The 22210-nt window shown below is 71.2% G+C and carries 14 protein-coding genes and 1 pseudogene; 10 read left to right on the top strand and 5 right to left on the bottom strand.

All coding sequences use genetic code 11. From position 1 onward, the window contains the following. Positions 1–52 precede the first annotated feature (52 nt). On the top strand, positions 53–1285 hold the full coding sequence (locus F1615_RS13645) for a PP2C family protein-serine/threonine phosphatase (RefSeq protein WP_149549205.1): 1233 nt from the start codon (positions 53–55) through the stop codon (positions 1283–1285). Between the two features lie 183 nt (positions 1286–1468). Here the strand turns inward: F1615_RS13645 and F1615_RS13640 are convergent, their stop codons facing one another. Then, positions 1469–2509 (bottom strand): PP2C family protein-serine/threonine phosphatase, encoded by a 1041-nt coding sequence (locus F1615_RS13640; protein WP_149549204.1) that lies wholly within the window; start codon positions 2507–2509, stop codon positions 1469–1471. Positions 2510–2836: 327 nt separating this feature from the next. Between F1615_RS13640 and F1615_RS13635 the strand changes: the two genes are divergently transcribed. From F1615_RS13635 to F1615_RS13610, 7 genes and pseudogenes are all read left to right on the top strand, one after another. After that, positions 2837–4252 carry a DEAD/DEAH box helicase gene (locus tag F1615_RS13635; protein WP_149549203.1) on the top strand — a complete coding sequence of 472 codons (1416 nt, stop codon included), beginning with the start codon at positions 2837–2839 and terminating at the stop codon, positions 4250–4252. Between the two features lie 81 nt (positions 4253–4333). Further along, positions 4334–4576, top strand: a complete 243-nt coding sequence (locus F1615_RS13630) for a DUF5302 domain-containing protein (RefSeq protein WP_149549202.1) — start codon at positions 4334–4336, stop codon at positions 4574–4576. Between the two features lie 343 nt (positions 4577–4919). Further along, entirely contained in the window at positions 4920–5948 is a 1029-nt protein-coding gene (locus F1615_RS13625; protein ID WP_149549201.1) for a DUF6215 domain-containing protein, read from the top strand. Positions 5949–5955: 7 nt separating this feature from the next. Beyond that, positions 5956–6093 (top strand): annotated as a pseudogene (locus F1615_RS36250) (DUF5996 family protein); the annotation flags it as partial. 575 nt (positions 6094–6668) lie between these two features. Further along, positions 6669–10052 carry an ALF repeat-containing protein gene (locus tag F1615_RS36835; protein ID WP_208818307.1) on the top strand — a complete coding sequence of 1128 codons (3384 nt, stop codon included), beginning with the start codon at positions 6669–6671 and terminating at the stop codon, positions 10050–10052. Positions 10053–10132: 80 nt separating this feature from the next. Beyond that, positions 10133–12076 (top strand): DNA/RNA non-specific endonuclease, encoded by a 1944-nt coding sequence (locus F1615_RS13615; protein WP_167533736.1) that lies wholly within the window; start codon positions 10133–10135, stop codon positions 12074–12076. A 31-nt stretch (positions 12077–12107) separates the two neighbouring features. Further along, positions 12108–13145, top strand: coding sequence for a hypothetical protein (locus tag F1615_RS13610; protein WP_149549200.1), 1038 nt, complete (start codon positions 12108–12110; stop codon positions 13143–13145). Positions 13146–13338: 193 nt separating this feature from the next. Here F1615_RS13610 and F1615_RS13605 read toward each other — a convergent pair whose 3' ends face one another. The 3 genes from F1615_RS13605 to F1615_RS35605 are packed head-to-tail and all read right to left on the bottom strand — an operon-like array spanning position 13339 to position 15775. After that, positions 13339–14607 carry a PP2C family protein-serine/threonine phosphatase gene (locus F1615_RS13605; protein ID WP_149549272.1) on the bottom strand — a complete coding sequence of 423 codons (1269 nt, stop codon included), beginning with the start codon at positions 14605–14607 and terminating at the stop codon, positions 13339–13341. Continuing rightward, a complete protein-coding gene (locus F1615_RS13600) occupies positions 14607–15419 on the bottom strand; it encodes an alpha/beta fold hydrolase (protein WP_149549199.1) in 813 nt (270 codons plus the stop codon). The genes F1615_RS13605 and F1615_RS13600 overlap by 1 nt, the downstream gene beginning before the upstream one ends. Then, positions 15407–15775 (bottom strand): hypothetical protein, encoded by a 369-nt coding sequence (locus tag F1615_RS35605; RefSeq protein ID WP_208818306.1) that lies wholly within the window; start codon positions 15773–15775, stop codon positions 15407–15409. Before F1615_RS35605 ends, F1615_RS13600 begins: the two co-directional genes overlap by 13 nt. An 824-nt stretch (positions 15776–16599) precedes the next feature. On the opposite strand from F1615_RS35605, the gene F1615_RS13590 reads away from it, so the two are divergent. Beyond that, a complete protein-coding gene (locus tag F1615_RS13590) occupies positions 16600–17844 on the top strand; it encodes a hypothetical protein (RefSeq protein WP_149549198.1) in 1245 nt (414 codons plus the stop codon). A 475-nt stretch (positions 17845–18319) separates the two neighbouring features. On the opposite strand, the gene F1615_RS13585 is transcribed toward F1615_RS13590, so the two are convergent. Beyond that, positions 18320–19249 (bottom strand): lytic polysaccharide monooxygenase auxiliary activity family 9 protein, encoded by a 930-nt coding sequence (locus F1615_RS13585; RefSeq protein ID WP_149549197.1) that lies wholly within the window; start codon positions 19247–19249, stop codon positions 18320–18322. Between the two features lie 736 nt (positions 19250–19985). On the opposite strand from F1615_RS13585, the gene F1615_RS13580 reads away from it, so the two are divergent. Further along, on the top strand, positions 19986–22157 hold the full coding sequence (locus F1615_RS13580) for a glycoside hydrolase family 6 protein (RefSeq protein WP_149549196.1): 2172 nt from the start codon (positions 19986–19988) through the stop codon (positions 22155–22157). Positions 22158–22210 lie beyond the last annotated feature (53 nt).

Genomic DNA, 22210 nt, shown 5'->3' with positions numbered 1-22210 from the left:
ACCGTGGCGGCTCCCAGGCTGGTACAAAGGGCCGGCGGAAGGGGCCGTGGTCGTGAACGGTGGACAGAGTGAGCTACCCCGGCTGCTGACGGCGGCGGAGACGGCCGCGCCGGTGGACGCCGTCGGCGTGGTCGCCGAGGAGCTGAGGCGGCATGTCGGGGCCACGTACGTCTCCTTCCTCATCGTGGACCTGACGGGGAGGGCGGTGGCCCGGCTGTCCACCACCGGTTCCGTGGAGGGCGGGCGGGAGGCGGAGCGGATCCCCCTGCCCGGCACCGTCTACGAGCGTGTGGTCCGTACCCAGCGGCTGCATCTGGAGACGACCGGCCGGGGACAGCGGGTGATCGTGCCGGTCACCAACCGGGGAGATGCCATCGGGCTGCTGGAAGTGCTCCTTCCGGCCGCCCCCGGCGAGGACGTCGTCGAGGCGGTCGGGGAAGCCGCCCACGTCCTGGCCTACATCGTGATCGCCAACGGGCGCTTCACCGACCTCTACGTCTGGGGCAAGCGCTCCAGGCCTCCCACCCTGGCAGCGGAAATCCAGTACCAGCTGTTGCCCCCGTCACTGTCGTGCGAGGCGGCACAGTTCACCCTGTGCGGGAGCCTGGAGCCCTCCGAGAACCTCAGCGGCGACACTTTCGACTACACCCTGGACCGCGACACCCTGCACGTATCGGTGACCGACCCCATGGGCCACGACGTCGACGCCGCGCTCGCCGCCACGGTCCTGGTGGGTGCCCTGCGCGGCGCCCGCCGCGCGGGAGCCGGCCTGGCCGATCAGGCCCGCCTGGCCGACCGGGCCCTGGCCGACCACGGCCGCGGCCACGCCACCGGCCAGCTGCTGCGCATCGACCTGCACACCGGGCGGGCCCGGCTCGTCAACGCCGGCCATCCCTGGCCCCTGCGCATGCGCGAGGGGGTCGCGGAGGAGATCACGTGCGAGGTGGATCATCCCTTCGGGCTGTCCGGACTCGTGGCCCACCCCTATCGGGTTCAGGACGTGGATCTGCGCCCCGGCGACCGCGTGCTCATGCTGACCGACGGCATGCTCGAACGTCATGGGGAGAAGATCGACCTGTCCTCCCTGCTGGAGAGCACCCGGGACCTGCACCCGCGGGAGGCCGCGCTGCTGCTGACGTCCGCGGTACGGGAAGCCGCCGGCGGCGTGCTCGAGGACGATGCCACCGTGATGTGCCTCGACTGGCACGGCCCTCAGGAGACCCAGCGGCACGTGAGCTCCGGCGCGGACGTGTCGCAGGCCTCACCCGGCCTCACGAGGCGGTAGCCGCGGCGAGGGGCGTCCCCACGTGGTGTCGCGCGACCGCATGCCGGGATCGGGCACGACGGAGGCGGCAGGCCGCTCGAGGCACCCGCACCTGATGGTGAGGTCATGGGCGCACACGACGCGGAGTCCGTGCCCGCGCGCCGTGCGGGGCGTCGTCGGCTCGCTGCACCGGTGAGCGCCTGATCAGCCGGTCCTGCGGACCACGAGCGCGGCGATGTCGTCCCGGTGCTCCCCAGCGGTGTGCCGGCCGACGTCCTCGGTCAGGTGGTCGGCGACTTCCCAGGGGGAGATGTCCGTCCAGTCCGCCAGACGTTCTTCGAGGGGGTAGGGGGCGCCGGTGACACCACGGGCCTCGGTGACACCGTCGCTGCAGCTGATGAGGGTGGCGCCCGCGGGGAAGGGGAACCACGAGACGGTCCTGGGCCGGGGGGAGAGGTCCGCAAGACCGAGCGGTACGCCCGGTTCGCCGAGCTCCACGGGCATGACCGGCCGGGCTTTCAGCAGGTAGGGCGGAGGGTAACCGCAGTTGACGGCCTGGGTCTCGGCCGAGGTGTCGACACCCAGGACGAGAGCGGTGACGAATTGCTCCGGTTCACCGGTCTGTTGGGCGAAAGCGTTGTGCCGCACCACGGCCCGTTCCAGGTCGTCCACGAGCGCGGTGAGGGTCGGCTCGCGTTGCGCGGCCTCGCGGAAGGCACTGAGCACGGCGAAGGCGGCTCCGATCGCGGGCAGGCCCTTGCCCTGGACGTCGCCGAAGAGCAACCGCGTGCCGTACGGCGAGGCCACGACCTCGTAGACGTCTCCTCCCACCAGCCTGTCCGTCTCCACCGGCTGGTACGCGCCGTCGACGACCACCCGGTCGGTGAGGACCGGCAGTGGCCGCAGCATCTGCCGTTGCAGAGCGACGGCCGCGGACCGGGTCCGCAGCAGTTCCCGCTCTCGCCGGACCCGCCAGTGGCAGGTCACCACGCACAGCACGCCGAGCACGAGGGCGAGCAGCATGACGATCCCGTAGTCGTACGACGAGGGCAGCGGCCGGCGGATCAGCACCGCGGTGATGACGACCAGCACCCAGGCCACCGCCCAGGCGGTCTGCCGCACCGTACCGACCGCCGCTGGGAACGCGGGCAGCAGGATCAGCAGGGGGAAGAGGCGCACCGTGCGGTCATCGGCCATCAGCTCCAGCAGCACAATCGGTACCGTCGCCGTGACCACGTAGGCCATCGGCGCCTTGACGGCACCTTCGGGGATTGCCCCGGCGCCGCTCTCGGCGCGCGACGTCAGTGGCGCGCCGGGCGCCCGGGCCGCCACACGCCGACGTATCACCTCTTCAGGCTCCCGCGGCCCACCTGCCGCCGCAAAGGGACGGCTTCGTCACGCCACTGCCGCGCCGGCGAAGCGACGCGTCAAGCGGGGACCGGACCCCGTGTTAGTGTGCTGCGTTTGCGTGGTCGTCGCGGTGGGCCATTCTGTCTGTTCGGTTCCGCTTGTGCGTGGGCTGTTCCGTCCTGCCGGGCCTTCCTCGGTACGTTCCCCTGCGGAAGGCTGTTCATGAAGCACCCCGATGACGTCGGCATCGCTCCCGGCGGTCCCGCCGAAGGCGAGGCCACGACCCCGGTACGGCCCCCGGCCGTCTCCTTCGCCGGCCTGGAACTGCCGGTGGAGGTGCTGCGGACACTGAGCGGACTCGGGGTACGCGAACCCTTTCCGATCCAGGCCGCCACACTGCCCGATGCCCTACGGGGACGCGACGTTCTGGGACGCGGGCGCACCGGATCGGGCAAGACGCTCGCCTTCGGCCTGCCGCTGCTGACGCGCACGGCCGGGCGGCGCGCCGAACCGAAGCAGCCCCTCGCGCTGATCCTTGTGCCCACCCGGGAGCTGGCCCAACAGGTCACCCAGGCGCTGGCGCCGTACGCCGAGGCGCTGCGGCTGCGGATGGCCACGGTCGTCGGCGGCATGTCGATCGGCCGGCAGGCCGCCGCGCTGCGTCAGGGAGCCGAGGTGGTCGTCGCCACCCCCGGACGCCTGCACGACCTGGTCGGGCGCAACGCCTGCCGCCTGGGACGGGTGAGGATCACCGTGCTGGACGAGGCCGACCAGATGTGCGGCCTGGGGTTCCTGCCGCAGGTCGTCGAGGTGCTCGACCAGGTGCACCCCGGCGGTCAGCGGATGCTGTTCTCGGCCACTCTGGACCGCGACGTCGATCAGCTGGTCCGCCGCTACCTCCACGACCCCGTGGTCCACTCGGTCGACCCGTCCGCGGGCACGGTCGCGGCGATGGAGCACCACGTGCTGGTCGTCCACGGTCCCGACCGCTACGCCGTCATCACGGAGATCGCCGCCCGCGACGGCCGCGTACTGCTGTTCCTCGACACCAAGCACGCCGTCGACCAGCTCACCCGGCATCTGCGGGCCAGCGGGGTGCACGCAGGGGCCCTGCACAGCGGCAAGTCCCAGCCGCAGCGCACGCGGACCCTGGCGCAGTTCCGGAACGGCGGGCTCACCGTTCTGGTGGCGACCGATGTCGCGGCCCGTGGTCTGCACGTCGACGGCCTCGATCTCGTGGTCAACGTCGACCCGCCCACCGACCCCAAGGACTACGTGCACCGGGCGGGCCGCACCGCCCGCGCCGGTGAGTCCGGCAGCGTGGTCACGCTCGTGTCGGCGGGCCAACGCCGCGAGACGAGCCGCATGATGGCCGGGGCCGGCATCGAGGCGACCGTCACCAAGGTGCGCTCGGGCGAGGCGGAGCTGAGCCGGATCACCGGCGCCAGGGCTCCGTCCGGGAGCCCGCTCGACGGCGGGCCCGCCGTCCCCCGTCCCAAGAACACCAACGCTCCCTTCCGCGGCCTCGGCACCAGCAAGGACACCTCCCGCGGTGCCGGCGGCAAGTCCCGCAAGGCGGGCGAGGCCCGCAAGCTCGCCGAGGCCCGCAAAGCCGCCTTCGTGCGCCGCAACGGCTGAGCGGAATGACGTTGCCGGCACCCCGCACCGCGCCCGGCATGACAAGCTGTGCTTGCCCACCCCCGAACCCAGGAGGTCACCATGACCGCAGAACCCGCATCTACGGACGGTTCGGAGCCGGCTGCCGCCGGGACGCCCCCGCTGGCGCCGGACGCCGACGGCAACTACGACCTCAAGCGCAAGTTCCGCGAGGCCCTGGCGCGCAAGCGCAGTGCGCAGGCTGAGGCCGCCGATGTCACCGCCAACCCCGATGCGTCGAAGGTGCGTGCTGCGCACGGACCCGCCGCGAGCCAGCGGTCGTTCAGGCGCAAGAGCGGCGGCTGAGCCGATCGGCATACGGGCATCGCGTAACCGAGGGCATGGAGCAGTCCGGTCGGTCTGATCAGTTATCAGGGAAGCAGGCAGCGGGGTCGGTGTGCACCCCGGAACACCTGGCGACGGCTGACCGGACATGCGCATCGTCGTACACCGGCGGCCAGGGGCAACCGTGTGCGTCGTCGGTCATGGGATCCGGGTGCCCGGCACAGCGCCGCCCGAACGGCCCGGCACTCCCGCCTCACGGCGCCTGGAGCGCGGCATCCGGCCCCCTTTCATCACGGTTGAGTCCCGAGCCGGAACTGTGGCTTCCACCACAGCAAACGTGATCTTGACCTGGTGTGATCGCCGGATGCTCGGTTTCCTCCTCCGCCTCCTGCCCTTCTGGGTCCGTGAGCCCCTGCTCATCGTGGTCGGGTCCGTTTTCGGCGTCCGCATCATGTACCTCGCCCTCCGCGACGGGGAATGGGTGCCGGCCGCGATCGGCGTGGCGTTCCTGGTGTTCACCGCGGTGCGCGTCCACATGGTTGTCCGGGCCCTGCGCGCACGCCGGAACCCGGGCCCGGCGGCCCCCGCGGGCGGGGCGGTGTCCGACGCTGCTGCCCAGCCGCAGCCGCAGCCGCAGCCGCAGCCGCAGCCGCAGGCTCCGGCGCCGCGGCGTCCCGCTCCCGCCGCCCCGGAGAAGGAACCCAACGCGTGGGGCCAGGCCCTCGCTGCCGTGGCCGTGTTCGCGGCACTCGGGGCCGCAGTGTGGCTGGGCCCGCGTCTGCCGCCCTCCGACGACGGCAGCACGCCGCGGGCCGCCTCGTGTCCGGGCGGGGAAGGCGAGGAACTGCCGAGCGCCTACAAGAAGACGTCCCAGGCTGTGACCGGCGATGAGCTGTGCAAGGCGCTCAACAGGTCCGACCTGGCGCAACTCCTCGGAACGCCCACGGAAACCGCGACCGTGGCGTCCGGCACCAGCAACACCGCTCCCCTGACCGACGGGAAGGTCGCCCAGCCGGAGGCCGAGGTCCGGTTCGACACCTACACCGTGAACGTCTCGGCCACGTACAACAAGCTGTCGATCGCCCAGTACGTGAAACTGATGGAGTTCGGGGAGGAGACGGACGTCAGGACGCTCTCGGTCCTCGGCCGGCCCGCGGTCCTCTTCTCGGATCACACCATGAAGATCGAGATCAATCTGGGGAGCGGCGGATCCGGCGGACCCGTCGAGCAGGGCCCCCTGGCCAGAACGCTGTCCGTGGCACTCGACGGGAAGGACCGGGGCGGCTACTTCGACATCACCGTCTGGAGCACCTCCGGAGCCCTCCCGGACGACAGCGCCCTCCTCACCATCGCCGAGACGGTTCTTCCGGCACTCCCGGAACGGACTGTGTGACGAGGCGCGCCACGTCGAGCAGCCTCAGGAGGTCGACCCGGTCACGCGGGAGGCGTATTCCCGCGAGGTGATCAGTTTCGGCTTCTGGTTCGGCGACGACACCTTCCCCGATCCCGCGTTCCACTCCTGCACCGCCCCGGAACCGGCCCACCTGCCCGGTGACACGTCCGGCTGAGGCCTGAGCACACCGCCGCGCGCCCCACGTCGCTGCTGCCCGCACCATGGTCGATATCCGGTGCCATGGGTGGCTGCGCGGAAAAGGCATCCGCCACCGCATCGCCCGCAAAGGCACTGAGTCCTCACGGCGACTCCCGTCCGGACTTGAATGCAGGCCCCCTTGCACACCATTGGCACGCCTCCGCGACGCACTGTGGGAACCCCGTCGATCGTCATCGACCCTGGCATCCCAACATGGCGACGCACCCAAGTCCAGCGCTGTGAACTGCTCATACATGGACATTGGAAGCAAGTTCTCCGTGACCTGTGTCACGCCGGGAGAAGGCCGTATAGGTGGGCTTCATGACTTTGCAGAAATGTGGCGACCCGTCAAATTAATATGTGATGACGCCTGTTGAAGCATGGGTAGGCTCAACTTCCGCAAAATTTATGGAACGTTGATACTGTTCGTGAATTGTGGCGGACGTCGATCCTTGGTCCGCCGTCCGGCACGGCGTGAAATCCGACACGTCACCGCATTACTCGTGGAAGGGCAAGTCCCTTATGCAGTCAGCTTTCTGGAGCAGACGCCGCGTCCTCGGCGCGCTCGCGGCCGCGACCGCTGTCGCCGCCACCCCCTCGGTCCTGCGGCCGGCCACCGCCGCGGCCGCCGAGACAGCAGGCGCCGGCCCGGTGCCGCTGCCGGACACGGAGCGCGCCAAGGCCGTCCGCGCGTGGCTGACCGGAGGCAAGGGCGTCAAGGCCGCCGCCACCACGGCCCTCTACGGGACCGACGCCGAGATCCGGACCTTCCTCGCCGAGACGCTGCCCCAGCAGACCGTGCAGGACAACCGGGTCGCGATCGTCCGCAGTCTCGACCGCGCGGGCAAGGGCCTGCGCCGCGAGGCCGTGGCCGCCCTGGACAACGGCGACGAGGCGATAGCCGCCTTCCTCTCGGAGGGCTTCGCCCCCGCCATCCTGGAAGACCTCCAGGTCGCCACCAGCATCGTCGCGTCCACCGGCGGCAAGGCCGTGGTGCGCGAGGCCAACACCGCCCTCGACACCGGCACCGAGCAGGCCCTCATCGGCTTCCTCGCCGACGAGCAGTACGACGCGCGGCTCGAGGACACCCGGGTCCAGGTCGGCGCCATGCTGATGACCGGCGGCCCGGAGGTGCAGAAGTACGCGGACCGCGCGCTCAGCGGCACCGCGAACGACGTCGAGTGGTTCATCGAGACCGGCCAGCACATCGCGCGCGCCCGCGACCAGGAGTCGGCGACCATCGAGGAACTGGTGGCCGTCGTCGAGCGCGAGGGCAAGCGCGCCGAACGCGAGACGAACCTGGCCGTCGAGGCCGGGGCCCGCGCCGAGACCGCCGCCACCAAGGCCAAGGAGGCCGCCGAGAAGGCCGCCGCCGAAGCCGCCGCCGCCCAGAGCGACGTGCAGAAGTCGGGGGCCGCGGCCCGCAAGGCGGCGAGCGCGGCGAAGGGCGCCGCCGACGCCGCCCGCAACGCCGTCAACGCCTCCAACGCCGCCGTGAAGGCCTCCCGCCGCGCCTCCTGGGCCGCCGCAGGTGCCGCCCAGGCCGCCGCCAAGGCCGGCAACGCCGCGTCCCGCGCCTACAAGGCCGCGATCGCCGCGTCCAAGGACGCCGGCAAGGCGGAGGCCGCCAAGAACGCCGCGGTCGCCGCCCGCAACGCCGCGGCCAAGGCCCGCAGCGCCGCCGCCGCTGCCGCCAAGGCGGCCCTCGCAGGCGACGCGTCCTCGGCCGCCGGCCTGGCCGCCGCCTCCGCCGCCCGCAACTCGGCCGCCGCCGCGACTGCCGCCGCCCAGGCCGCCGTCTCCGCCGGTGCCGCCAAGGCGGAGGCCGACGAGGCCAAGCGCCAGGCCGCCATCGCCACCAGTGCCGCCAACCGCGCCACCAACGCCGCCTCCGCCGCCCAGGCACTGGCGACCGCCGCCGCCAAGGCGGCCCGCACCGCCCGCGACGCCGCCAACTCCGCCGCCGCCCACGCCGACAAGGCCGCGGACGCCGCCGAGGAGGCCGTGAAGTACGCGGGTCAGGCCATCGACTACGCCAACAAGTCGACCGCCCACGCCACGGAGGCCGTGAAGGCCGCCAACCTCGCCACCCAGGCCGTCAGCGACGCCATCGAGGTGGAGAAGAACGCCCGCGCCGCCGAGGCGCAGACCCTGGAGCTGGACAAGCAGCAGGCCATCGAGGAGGCCAGGCAGCTCGCCGCCATCGAGCGGGCCGAGCTCTCCGACGTCCGCGAGAAGCGGCTGATGGAGGAGCGCACCACCCAGGCGACCAAGGACCTCATCGCCAGCGCGGAAGAGGCCCTGTACTCCGGCGACATGTCGGTCGCCGCGACCCTTGGCCGGCAGGCCGCGGTCGCCCTGATCGACGCCCGGGGGGCCAACACCCGGCAGGCCGCCCAGCACGCCCTCGCCGGCTCCGACGACGACGTCTACGCCTGGATCGACCTCGACCGGGCGCTCGCCCAGCAGCAGGACGACCGCGAGACCACCCTCCACGTGGCGACGGTCGGCGGACCGAAGGTCGCCGCGGCCGCCGCTGCCGCGCTGGAGAGCACCGACTCCAAGGCCGTCGGCGACTTCCTCACCGGCGGCATGAAGCGCGCCTCGGACGAGGACCTGCGCGTCGCCATCGGCAAGATCATCGACGATGACGAGGGCAAGGCCGTCAACGAGGCCGCCAACAAGGCGCTCGACGAGAACACCACCGAGTCCCTCAACCACTTCTTCGACCATGCCTACCCGCTGGCCGTCCAGGAGGACGACAAGGTCCGGGCCGTCGAGCTGATCAACACCGCCGGCGCCTTCACCAAGGCCTACGCGGAGGTCGCGCTCGAAGGACCGGCGTGGATGCTGCGCAACTTCATCAGCGTGATCCAGTACCGCACGGCCCAGCTGGACTTCGACACCGCCACCCACGTCGCGGCCGTCCGCGGGGCCATCGCCGCCGCGGCGAAGATCGCGCAGAAGGCGCAGGAGGACGCGGCCCTCGCCTCGAAGGCCGCCGCCGACGCCCGCAACGCCGCCGCCGAGGCCCAGGAGTGGGCGCAGAAGGCGCTCGACTCCGCCGCCAAGGCCGAGGACTACGCCCAGCAGGCGCGGGACAACGCCGATGCCGCCGACAAGTCGGCCGCCGAAGCCCAGGCCTCCGCCGCCACGGCGAAGAGCGCCGCCGCCACCGCCCGCGGCGCCGCCCGCTCCGCCAACTACTCGGCCAACAAGGCCGTCGACTCGGCGCGCGCGGCCCTCGCCTCCTCCGCCGAGGCCCAGCGCTCCGCCGCCGCGGCCCGCGCCTCCGAGCTCGCGGCCTCCGCCGACGCGAAGGCCGCCGCCGCCGCGTACGCCCAGGCCAAGCAGATCGCCGCCGACAAGAAGCGGGCCGAGGAGATCGCGAAGGCCAAGGAGGCCGCGCGCAAGGCCCAAGAGGAGCGCGACGCCAAGCGGGACCCGGCCAACAACGACAAGAACAACCAGGTCAACCCGAACGGCACCGCGGACGGCGACGCCGACGAGTGGTGGAACGACGCCCAGTTCTACGCGGACGCCGCCAACGTGGTCAGCATCGGCGCCGGTTTCCTGGCGGCCGGCTGCGGCCTCGCCGCCTTCGTCTTCCCGCCGGCCCTCGCCGCAGCCGGCTTCTTCGCCGGCGTCTCCGCCGGCGCGGGAGCTCTTGGCACCCTCTTCACCGGCATCGAGCACGGCTTCACCAGCGGCGCCTTCTGGGAATCCACCGTCGGCACCGGCCTGAGCCTGGTCTCCTTCGGCGCCTACAAGTGGGTCGGCGCCGCCGACAAGGCGCTCGGCGGCGGCCTCGTCAAGCCCGTCGTCAGCAAGATCACGGACAAGGGCGAGGACCTGGTCTCCGGCATCACGAAGGGTCTCAGCGACCTCTGGGACCTGGCGGCCTGATCCCGCCCGTCCTCTTTCCCGGGGGCGCCGCAGTCAGGCGGCACCCCCTGCCCCTCCTCTCACGGAAAGGTCCTGCCCCCGTGCATGGAATACGTGGCGGGCGCGCCACAAGGAGACGCGCCCGCTCGACGGTCCTGACCGTCCTCACCGCCCTCACCCTCGTCCTCACGACGACCGCGACGAGCCAGGCGGCCGAACCGCCCGCGACGGCGCAGGCCCCGTCCACCACCAAGTCCGCGGCCCCCGGCGCGGAGACCACCGGCACCAGCAGGTTCGCGGCTGGCTCCGGTGAGGACTGCACCGCCACCGCGCCGGGCTCCAAGGAGCGCCGCGCGGGTGCCGTCGAGTCCTGTGTGACGGTCACCCCCGCGAAGGCGAAGAAGCGCACCGGTGCCGCCGCCACCGCCACGGCTGCCGCTGCCGCCGGAAGCTGTGACATCACCAATCCCGGCAGCTACAGCTACGAGCGCTTCTCGTACTGCGTGAGCGGCATCAACGTCACCTACATCCTCCGCGACAGCAACGGTCGGGAGATCGGACGCGGCACCCTGGCGGTCTCCACCAGCGCCGACCTCTCCGCGACCGCCACGACGTGGAGCGAGCAGGTCACGGTCACCATGACCGGCGCCTTCGGCGATGTCTCCGCCCTGAACGCCAAGTTCCGAGCCTCCTGTGACGCCGGCTGCACGGCCACCAAGACCGCCCCCTGGTACGGCGGCAACCTCACCCTCGGCCAGACCCTGACCGGAACCGTCACCTACTCCTCGCCCCAGACGACGGGTTCCTCCGCCTCCTTCCTCACGTCCTACGCGATGTACGTGACGTCCCCGGGCGCGACGGCGACCGACCCGAACGCGTCATGGAAGAACTCACGTCAGATCAGGTGCGACAACGCGGTCGGCGGCACTTCGGTGGCGGGCTGCGCGGTTCCGTCCGTCATGGCCGTCGTGCCGATGAAGGCGACGAGCGCGGACGCGGGCGGCGCCGTGGCCGCCTACGGCTGGGCCCAGAACAACCTCAACGGCGCCTGGGGGAAGAAGGGCAGCCCGCTGACCCGGTCGACGAACGGCGTGGCCAACCGCACCGCCGCCACCTGCGGGGGCTTCACGGCCCAGCCGGAGCTAGTCGACCCCGACACCTGCGCCGACTTCCCCTTCGGGGAGGCGAAGGAGGGCGGTGCCGCCGGCGCGCAGTGCGCCGAGGTGATCCCCAATCTCGGCAACGGCGAATGGGACACCTACATCCTGAACGACGCCCATGTCCTGGACCGCACCGCACCCTGTGTGCAGGCCCATGTCACGCCCGGTGAGAAGCAGTTCGCCGACACCCAGCTTGCCAACGGCTTCAAGGATCAGCGGGTGATCGACGCCGACCAGTTCGAGCTGACGTTCTCGTTGCCGGACACCGGCCCGCAGGCCAGCTGCCTGAACGACCCCGCGCCGATCAACTCGCTTCCCAACGGCGACGGCTGGTTCTTCAACACCACCGAGGCGGTTCCTCTCGTCAACAAGACTGACCCGGCGGGCGGGGGCGGGTTCAGGCCGACCCGGGCGCAGGCATGCCTGGGGCTGAAGACCAAGACGGGGACCGGAACCAGTAATCCCGTCACCGGCATGAAGGACGCGGAGGCGTACGCGAAGGCGAACAACCTCACCTACGACCAGTCCCGGTGTCATCTCATCGCGAGCGTCCTCGGCGGAAAGGGCACGAGCAAGATCACTCGGTCCAACCTCGTCCCCTGCTGGCAGAGCGGCATGAACACGGGCACGCCCAGCATGCGGACCTACGAGAGCATCGCGGAGAACGTGATCAAGGGCAGGACTCCGGGTGTGGTTCTCGGAACGAACGACGCGATCTTCTACCAGGTGACACCCGTCTACAAGGACGCGGACAGCACCATCCCGGTGGGCGTCACGATGAACGCTAATATCCAGCGGGCGAACGGGACGACCGAGGAACTGTTCCCCAACGTCTACGTCACCAACACCTATACGAACACCGGGTTGTACAACCTCGGTAACTGATCCCACTCAGTTCGCGCCAACGGGAGCCGGCATGAGTTTCACCACCCCACCGCGGCCGTTCGACATCACCGCGCTGTTCCCTCAGCTGGCCCCGCTGGCGCGGACGGCGACCCGGCTGCACCCGCGGCCGGGGGCGCCGACCGTGCACGACAGCTCCGTCGGCGGGCCGCTCCTGTGGCCCGCCGACGAGCCGTGGCCGTACTGCGCCGAGCCCCACGACCGGCAGGCGGCGCCGGTGGTCCACACCCCGGACGACGTCCGGCTCCTCCGCCGTGACCGCGCCGCAGCGGCCGAGCGGCGGCGCCTCGACCCCGAGGCACCCCAGTGGACTCCCGAGGAACGGGCGACCTGGGAGCGGCTCGCGGGCCGCCCGTGGTTCGACGGCCCGATCCCCCTCCTCCCCGTCGCCCAGCTCTACGCTCGCGATGTCCCCTTCCCGTGCCCGCCCGACGCGGACCTCCTCCAGGTCCTCTGGTGCCCCTTCGACCACGAGATGGCCCACCCCCGGACAGCCCTCTTTTGGCGCTCCTCCGCCACCGTCACCGACGTTCTCGACGCACCGCCCGAGCCGCCCATCGTCCAACGGGACTGCTACCTCCCGGAACCGTGCCTGTTCTCACCGGAGCAGGTCACCGAGTACCCCAACCCCGCGGAGCTGGACAAGGAGCTTCAGGACCAGCTGGACGACATGAGCCGCTGGGAGACGATCGACCCCGCGAGGTACAACACGTACGCGGACGACCCGGGCGAGCTCTACCTGAACAATCTCTGCCACGCTCCCGGCTGGAAGACCGGCGGCTGGACCCGCTGGGGCCTCACCGACCCCAAGCCCCGCCCGTGCCCCGCGTGCGGCACCGAGCAGGTCCCGCTCCTCACCATCGCCTCCTCGGAATGGGACGGCGGCAGCGGGACCTGGATCGCCGAGGAGGACCCGACGGACCCGTCCCCGCCTCCTCTGGGCGCACAGGACGGCAACTTCACCTTGATCGACATCGTCGGCGGCTACAACCTCCAGCTCCACGCCTGCCCGGCCAACCCGTCCCACCCCCATATCGAGCTGGTCCAGTGACCGGCACGCCGGGAGCCGGCGTGAGTTCCACCGATCCGGCCCGCAGGCCGGGGAAACACGGGCGCACCGTGCCCGCCGACCACACGCCCCACCGTGCCCGGGCCCCTCACGCCGCGCCAGGCCCGGCGCCCGCGTGAGACGTGGACCAGGTCCCGCAGGTCCCCTCCACGGCCACTGCGGGTCAGGTGCCGGGTCACTCCTGCTCGTCACCGGGGAGCCGGGGCACGTGGATGGCGAGGACGGCGGTGTCGTCGTCCACGCCGGTGCCGAAGGTGTCGAGCAGCTCGCGGATCGCGCCGATGGTGGCGGATGCCGTGGTGGGTGCGAGGGCGCGGCCGAAGTCGAGGAGGGCGTCGTCGCCGTAGCGTTCCGCGCCGCCGACGGTGGCGTTGATATGGGCTTCGGTGAGGCCGTCGGTGTGCAGCAGCAGGGTGTCGCCGGGGGCGAGGTGGATGCCGGTGGTGGCGATGTGGGCGTCGGGCAGGACGCCGATGAGCTGTCCGCCGGGGGTGGGCAGGTAGTCGGCGGTGCCGTCGGCGCGCAGCAGCAGCGCGGGCGGGTGGCCGCCGCTGGCCAGGGTGATGTGGAAGCCGCCTCGGTCCAGGTCGGGGGTGAGCAGGCCGAAGACGACGGTGCAGAAACGGGGGTCGGTGCCGTTGTACTCGTGGTTGAGGACCGTGTTGAGGTTGGCGAGGACGGCGGCCGGGTCGGGGTCGTAGACGGCGGCGGCGCGCAGGGTGTAGCGGGCCAGGGAGGTGATGGCCGCGGCGGCGGCGCCCTTACCGCACACGTCGCCCAGAAACAGGCCCCAGGTGCCGGCCGACAGGGGGAAGAGATCGTAGAAGTCGCCGCCGACCTCGTCGACGGAGGCGATGTGGTAGTACGCCGAGACATCCAGGCCGGGCACGTTGACCAGCGTCGGCGGCAGCAGAGTCTGCTGCAGCGTGGCGGCCAGCTGCTGAAGGCGCTCGCGTTCCTGGTCGGCTTCCCGGCGGGCGCGCAGCAGTTCCGTTTCGTAGGCGCGGCGGTCGCGGGCGTCGAAGACGGTGGTGCGGATCAGCAGCGGCTGCCCGTCGCTGCCCGACTTGACCGTCGAGGTGACCAGGACCGGCAAGCGCGAGCCGTTGGCGGTCTTCAGCTCCAGGGCGATACCGCTGACCTCGCCCTGCATCCGCAGCAGCGGGGCGAAGTGCGTCTCGTGGTAGAGCCGGCCGCCGACGGTGAGCAGCTCGGAGAAGTGCTTGTGGCCCACCAGGTCACCGCGCCGGTAGCCGAGCCAGTCCAGCAATGTGGCGTTGACCTTGACGATCCGGCCGTCCAGCATCGTGGACAGATAGCCGCAGGGCGCCCGCTCGTACAGATCTTCGACGCTGTCCTCGAGCAGTGCGGCGAACCGGTCCCGCTCGTCCGCGGAGCCCTCGCCTCGTTCCGGGTTCCCGTCCTCGTCGTCGGTGGTGCACATCATCGGACCGCTCCCGCGAATGCGGCGATGGCCGCAGCGGTCTCCTCGGGGGCGGCCAGCTGAGGACAGTGTCCGGTGGCGTTCAGCGTGATCAGGCGGCTCTCCGGTATCTGCGCGTGGACGAACGCGCCCACCTCGGGCGGGGCGATCGCGTCGTTGGAGCACTGGGCGACCAGCGTGGGAACGCGCACCTCGGCGAGGTCGGTCCGGTTGTCGGACAGGAACGTCACCCGGGCGAAGACCCGGGCGATGTCCGGGTCGGTGCTGCAGAAGCTGTTGGTCAGCTCCTCACCCAGCTCCGGCCGGTCGGGATTGCCCATGATGACCGGTGCCATCGTGCCGGACCAGCCCAGGTAGTTCGCCTCCAGCGACTCCAGCAGTTCCCGGATGTCATCAGCGCTGAACCCGCCTCGGTAGCCGGTCGCCGGTTCATCGACGAAACGCGGCGAAGGCGCGAGCAGCACCAGCCCGGCGAACGCCGCGGGTTCCCGCACGGCGGCCAGCACGCCCATCATGGCGCTCACCGAGTGCCCCACGAACGTCACCGGGCCGAGTGCCAGCTCCCGGCACAGCTCCAGCACGTCCTCGACATACCCCTCCAGCGACGAGTACCGCTCCCGGTTCCACGCCGACAGGTCCGACTTCCCCGCACCCACATGATCGAAAACAACGACGGTGAAGTCGCGCTCCAGGGCCGGCACCACCAGACGCCACAAATTCTGATCACAACCGAACCCGTGCGCCAGCATCACCACCGGCGCACCGGCGGCAAGCCCGGTCACCCGTACGTGGTTCCTGCTCAGGGCATCCATACGGCCCATCCTCGCAGAGTCGGCATGGAATCCCCCGAGAACGGCCCCGCGCCCACCGTCATCTGCTCGAGCGGCACGAGCGAGGCGACGGAGTCATCGTCACCACCTTCGCCCACGGCATCGCCGTACAAGCAGCGAGCGGTGCCGGCCGTGACGAACTCCGGGAGATGGCCGACGCCGCCCCGCGTAACCGGCCACTCTCCCGACGGTCGGTGTGAGTCCTCGAACACCCGGCGACCGCTGACCACACAGGCGAAACGTTGTAGCCTCCGAACATCGCCCTTGACCTGCAAAAAGCCGGCAGGGAGCAGACAAACCGGGAGTTTCTTCATGCTTCGCACGATGTTCAAGTCCAAGATCTAACGTTTGGGTATTTTCGCAGGTCAGAGGCTTGATGGCCCCGCTCGGGTCAGCAAACGGTCAGCATCGGGTGCGGGAGCGTCCCAGCTTGCTGACCTGGTGGCCGTCATGACGGGGACCTGGACACAGGTGCCTGGCTCGTCCGCGGCATGGGGCCTGAGTGAGTGGACTGCTTTCGGGGCCGAAGCGGCGTGCCTTGTGGATGCCGCCTGCCCCTCCGGCCGCTACCGCGACCCCGCCTGCCCCGGTGGCGTTCTCGTCCACTGTGCCGGCGCCATGGGCCTCGGCTTGGGCATCCTCGTCCGACACCGAAGCCGCGGCCGCGGCCGCGGCCGACTCCACTGCGGCGGGCCTCCGCGTGACCTGCTGCGTCATGATCACGCGCGCCCGCGAACGGGGCCGGTACCAGGTCTGCGGGGAAGCCGGTTCACCGTGCCACCTGGGGGCCTGCGCGGGTAGGCGATGATGTGCTGTGCGCTCACTGGGTGAGATGTCCGAGGGAAGGGCGGGCGGCCGCCCGGCCCGTGTGTACGTCAGGAGCCCCGTATCTCGGGAAGCTGAACACCGCGCATCCGTCCGCAACGGTCGGTCGCCTTCCGCCGGGTGTGGCGAAACCCGCGTCCGCCCTTCCGCGTGTTCTTGGGGCACCGCTCACACCGGGCGGCACGGGAAGGGAACACACATGTATCCACGCGCGAGACTCGTGGTGATCCTCAGCAGTCTGGTTCTGACGGTCTGCGCCGCCCTCACGTGGGGCTCCGCGTAAGGGGCCACCGGTCGGGCCACCGCACCGCAGGCTGCCACCGCCCCCGCAGCGGGCGTGGGTGTCAGCACCACTCCGGGACTGCCCGAGCAGGCCACGTCGGACCTGTACGCGGTCGACGTGGACGGGAAGCGTCCGACCGTCTATCGGTCGGAACCGAAGGAACGGACCTGTTCCTCGGCGAACTGTGACGGCGGCGACCGTGCCCGAGCCGACCGGCGGTCCTTCAACTGGGCCTCCTTCCCCGACCGGCGTCGTGCGGCGTCCGCCGAGACGGTCGTCTTCGCACGCGGCGTGCACGACCTCGGCTACTGGGAGGTGCCCGAGTCCGTACGACGGGTCCACCTGGCCCCCGGCGCGTACGTGCGCGGCGCCGTGGATGCCGCCACGCCGGCCAAGGCCCGCCAGAAAGGGTTCACCGTCACCGGCTGGGGAGTGCTGTCCGGTGAGCGTTTCGACTGGCGTGCCGACAAGCGCACCGGCGGAGCCACATCCTGCACCTACGACTGCTGGGAACACACCGTCAAAATGGTCCAGTTGGGCACCGACGGCTTCCGGCTCCACGACGTGACCGTCGTCAACGCCCCGCACTGGACGATCAGCGGTCACCGGGACGACCAGATCACCGCCGTGGCGGACGACGAGTCCCGCTACGGCGGCACCGTCGAAGGGGTCAAGGTGCTCGGGAACTGGGGATGGAACGGTGACGGCATCACCGCTCTGCCCGGTACCACGATCAGCAACTGTTTCATCTCGGCCTTCGACGACGCGGTCAAGCTCTACAGCTCCCGTGCGACCGTCCGCGACAACACGCTGTGGCAGATGGACAACGGCGCCGTCTTCCAGCTCGGCTGGTACGGCAAGACCATCTCCGACGTCACGGTGAGCGACAACACGGTGCTGCACGCCGAGTGGACCGGTACCAACTCCAACTGGGGCCTGCTCAACTACGAGGAGAACGGAGGGTCGGGCACCATCAGCGACGTCACCGTCAGCGGAACCCGTGTCCTGGGGCCGGTCACCCGGATCGTCGCGCTCTCCAACGAGACGGTCCCGCAGTCCTTCAGGGACATCCGGCTGGAGAACACCACCGTCGACAGACTGTTCACGACCGCGGAGATCCAGCGGCTGAGCGGAAACGGCGACAAGAGGCTTCCCCGCAACCTCGTCCACCAGTCCAGGGCTCCCCTGCAGCTGACGGTGAGCGACCTGCGGATCGGCGGGACCAGGATCACCGGGAACAACGCCGCCGGTCCTGGGGGCTTCAGCCTCCGTGGAGCTCCCGCCCTGGTCTTCGAGTAGCGGACGGCACCTCCCGGGTGCGGGCGCCCGGACCCGGGAGGTGCGCCTCGGAGGTGCGCGGTACGCACACCCCCGAGGGCCTCCGGGCCGCACCCCCGTCATCCGCTACGTGGCGTGGGGCGGCCCGTATCGCGCATCGCCCCCTCCTTTCCGTCGCCGTGGACCCGTGCCCCGTGCACCGGAACGGTCCAGCCGGGGCTGGTGCCTGTCCGTCCCGAGGCGGCACCGGCCCGACCGGGACATCGCCGTGGTGACCTCGCGCTCCGGTCCCGCTGATTCCGGTCACCGGTCCCCGAACGCTTCCAGGTGTACGGCTCACCGCGTACGGCGAGGCGCTTCCGCAGCACCGGGAGCCCCAGACTGCGATCACCCTTCGAGTCCGGCAACGTCCGCAGCGTGACCGAAGGCGGGCTCAAGCCCTGCGCAACGCACCCGTAACGTTCCCCGGACGCCGGCCCGTTGCCCGGTGAGGAGGTCAACCGCAGCGTACGGACCCGAACGCCGGCACCTCGTCGGACGTCCCCTTGAAACCGGCTGTGGCGGTCTCGCCAGGGTCCAGGCTCTTGTTCCAGTCCGGGGCGTGCACCATGGCCGTCCTCCCGGTCTGCATGAAGGTGCCGTTCCAGCCGTCGCCCAGCTCGGCGCCGTCGGACATCGTCCACTGGACGGCCCAGTCCGTCATCTTGCGAGGGCCGTTGTTGGTGACCGAGACGCTCGCCTGGTAGCCGCCCGGCCAGTTGTGCGTCACCTCCACCGAGGCGGAACAGTCCGCCGGGTCGGGCTCGGGCGGGGGAGTGGTCTCGTCGTCCCCGAGCACCACGTCGGAGCAGTTGTAGAACGTCTCCGTGCTGTCCGACCGTTCCCACACGCTGTAGACGACGTGCCGGCCCGTCAGGCCTTCGGGAAGCCGGCCCCGCAGTCCATAGGCGCCGTCGGTGAGCGGAGGCTGGGGGTCGGCCGTGAGAAAGGGGACGGGCTCCAGATCGTCCCAGTGCAGCGGACGGGTGGGGTCGTAGCCCTGTTTGGTGATGTAGAGCCGGAAGCTGCCGGGGTGCGGTACCCATGCGGCGTACGTGAACTCGTACTCCTCACCGGCCCGCAGCCCTTGCACGGGCCAGTCCGCACGGGGGAGGTCCAGGCCGGCGTACTTCGGCCAACCGCCGCTGCACAGCTGCCCGTCGGGAATGAAGCCACGGGTGCGCCCCGCACCGTCCGAGCGCAGGACGCCGTACCAGTCGTACAGCGCCTGCGTCCCGGAGACGGCGACCGCGTCGGCGCAGGCGGGGTTGACCGGGTCGATCTCTCCGCTCGGGTGAAGTCCGTCCAGGTAACAGGCGTAGGTGCGGCTCGCGGGGGAGACCATCGCGCCGTGCGCGTCGGCCGGTTGAGCGGGCAGCAGAGTCATGAGCAGAGCGAGGAGGGCGAGACCCGCAAGGGCCCACGCCGATGTCTGGCGACAGGTCATGTCGGTGTTCGTCCATCCGGAAGTGAGGAGAAAGCGCCGTCGAGCCCGCCTGTCCGGGCAGGCCGGGGCGGGGTCGCGGAGCCGGGGAGCGGGCGGTCTGGGCCACCCGGAATTTCCGGTGGGATAGCGGATAGGCGCCCTCGAAAGCGGGAGCGCTCCCAACGAAAGCAGGGTGAGGTGTCCCCGCCGGCGACGTCAAGAGGTCGGCCTGGGGCTTCCTTTCGTTCCCTGGCCGTCGGCCCCTCGCGGAGGCCGAGGTGTCCGACCTCTTGACACGGCCCGCTCGCGCTGGCTTCATGTGGTCGCGATCGACATGATTCCGGGGCGTCCGCCCGTCGGCCTGCCTGAGCTGACGGCCGGAACGCCGCATGTCGGCGGTGGCGAGCACGAAACGAGCCATCCTTTTGCCGCAGGTGTGGGAGCGCTCCCGCAGCGGCGGGTCGCCCGATCGCCGTCCCGCGCGCCCGACAGCGCGAGGTCGCCCGCACACGACCACGCTCGTGGGGCTCCGACGTACCCGCCGCCCGGCGCGGTCGTTGCCGCGATGACGGCCCGCCCCAGTAGCACACGCACCTGACCCTCAGCCCGACGGTGAGTCTCTCCGCTGCCGTCGACTCCGGCCGCAGGGAGCCCACCGGGCTTCGCGACGGCCACCGACCGAAGGGATCTGCGCACCATGAGAACCGCCCCGACCCGCGGTGCCCGGACGGGCCTGTTGGCGGCCGTCGCCGTATCGCTGCTCCTGCTGCCGTTACCCGCCGCCGCCGAACCGGCCGCGGCCGGGGAGCCGCACCAGGACAACCCCTTCGTCGGTGCCACGGCCTACCTCAATCCGGACTACGCCGAGCTGGTCGACACGTCCATCGCCCGGACGGCGGACACCACGCTCCGGGACCGGATGTCCGCGGTCAAGCACCGTCCCACCGCCGTGTGGCTCGACCGGATCGCGGCCGTCCGCGGCGGCGAGGCCAACAACGGCCGCAAGGGCCTGCGCGACCACCTCGACCTCGCCCGCTCGCAGAAGCGGCCCGGGCAGCCGATCACCGCCACCTTCGTGATCTACGACCTTCCCGGACGTGACTGCGCCGCACTGGCATCCAACGGTGAACTGCCCCTCGACCAGGCCGGACTGGAGCGCTACAAGAAGGACTACATCGACCGGATCGCGGACATCATGGCCGACCCCGAGTACGCGGACATCCGCATCGTCACCGTGATCGAGCCCGACGGGCTGCCCAACCTGGTGACGAACCTCCTCGATCCGGAGTGCTCGAAGGCCAAGAGCAGCGGGATACAGGTGGAGGCGGTGCGCTACGCGCTGGACCGGCTGCACGCCCTACCCAACGTCTACACGTACATGGACATCGCCCACTCCGGCTGGCTCGGCTGGGAGACCAACCTGCGTGCCGTCGACCTCTACACCGAGGTCGCCGAGGGGACACGGGCGGGACTCGAGAGCGTGGACGGGTTCGCCACCAACGTCGCCAACTACACACCGACCACCGAACCCTTCCTCACCGACCCCGAACGCCGGCTGAGCATCAGCGGCCTGCCCCTGAAGAGCTCCCGCTTCTACGAATGGAACCCGGCCTTCGACGAGGCGGACTACACAGCGGCCCTCTGGTCCGCCTTCCGGGCGAAGGGCTGGCCCGCGACCACGGGCATGATCATCGACACCAGCCGCAACGGCTGGGGCGGTGCCGCCCGGCCCACCGGGGAGAGCACCAGCGGCGACATCGACACCCATGTGAAGCAGTCAGCCGTGGACCGCCGCGCCCACCGGGGCCTGTGGTGCAACGTCGCCGGTGCCGGCCTCGGCCGCGCCCCGCAGGCCGCCCCCCGGGACCTGCCCGGCGCCCACCTGGACGCCTACGTCTGGGTCAAGCCGCCGGGCGAGTCGGACGGGGCCTCGAAGGACATCCCCAACGACGAGGGCAAGCGGGCCGACCCGATGTGCGACCCCGCCCACATCGCTCCGAACGCCGGGGGCAAGCCGACCGGGGCACTGCCCGACGCACCGCTCGCAGGGCACTGGTTCCACGAGCAGTTCACCATGCTCGTCCGCAACTCACGGCCCGCGGTGCCCGCCTCACCGGACGGCAGCGACAACCAGGCCCCGGACGCCTCGCGCGCCGTGCACGGCACGCTGGCCCGGTCCACCAGCGTGGCACTGGCCTGGGAGGCGGCGGAGGACGACGGCGTCGTCGCCGGGTACGACGTGTTCCGTGACGGCGCAAAGGTGAACACCGGCCCGGTCGAGGGTACGGCCTTCACGGACACCGGGCTGCGTCCCGGAACCGTATACACCTACACCGTCCGGGCCAGGGACGAGGCGGGCAACGTCTCCGCCGCGTCCGCCCCTTTCACGGTGACCACCCAGCCTTCGGGCCCTGCGGTCGGCGGACTGCGGGTCACCCACCGGGACAACGACGGCGCGAGCGGGAACAACGCGGTGCGGCCCGGACTGAGGCTGGTGAACACCTCCTCCCGATCCGTCGCCCTCGAGGATGTGACGGTCCGCTACTGGTTCACCCGCGACGGCGACGCCTCGGTCACCGTCTGGTGCGACCACGCGGTCCTCGGCTGCTCCGGCGTGTCTGCCCGGGTCGTCGAACTCCGCACCCCGGTGCCGGGTGCCGACGCCTACGTCGAGGTCGGGTTCACCGGGGGAAGCCTCGCACCCGGCGCCGACACCGGGGACATCGAACTGCGCCTGGCCAAGGCGGACTGGTCGGACTTCGACGAGAGCGACGACCACAGCCACTCACCCGCCACGGGACACGCCGACGCCCCCCACGTCACCGCGTACCTCGACGGCACCCGCGCCTGGGGCGACGAGCCCTCTTGAGCGATCCTCCCATCGGTCCGCGGCCCGGCCCGACGGATCGACGAAGCGGCCCG

Source organism: Streptomyces marokkonensis, from assembly GCF_008312835.1.
Lineage (GTDB): Bacteria > Actinomycetota > Actinomycetes > Streptomycetales > Streptomycetaceae > Streptomyces > Streptomyces marokkonensis_A.
This window is presented reverse-complemented; position numbering and strand designations above follow the sequence as displayed.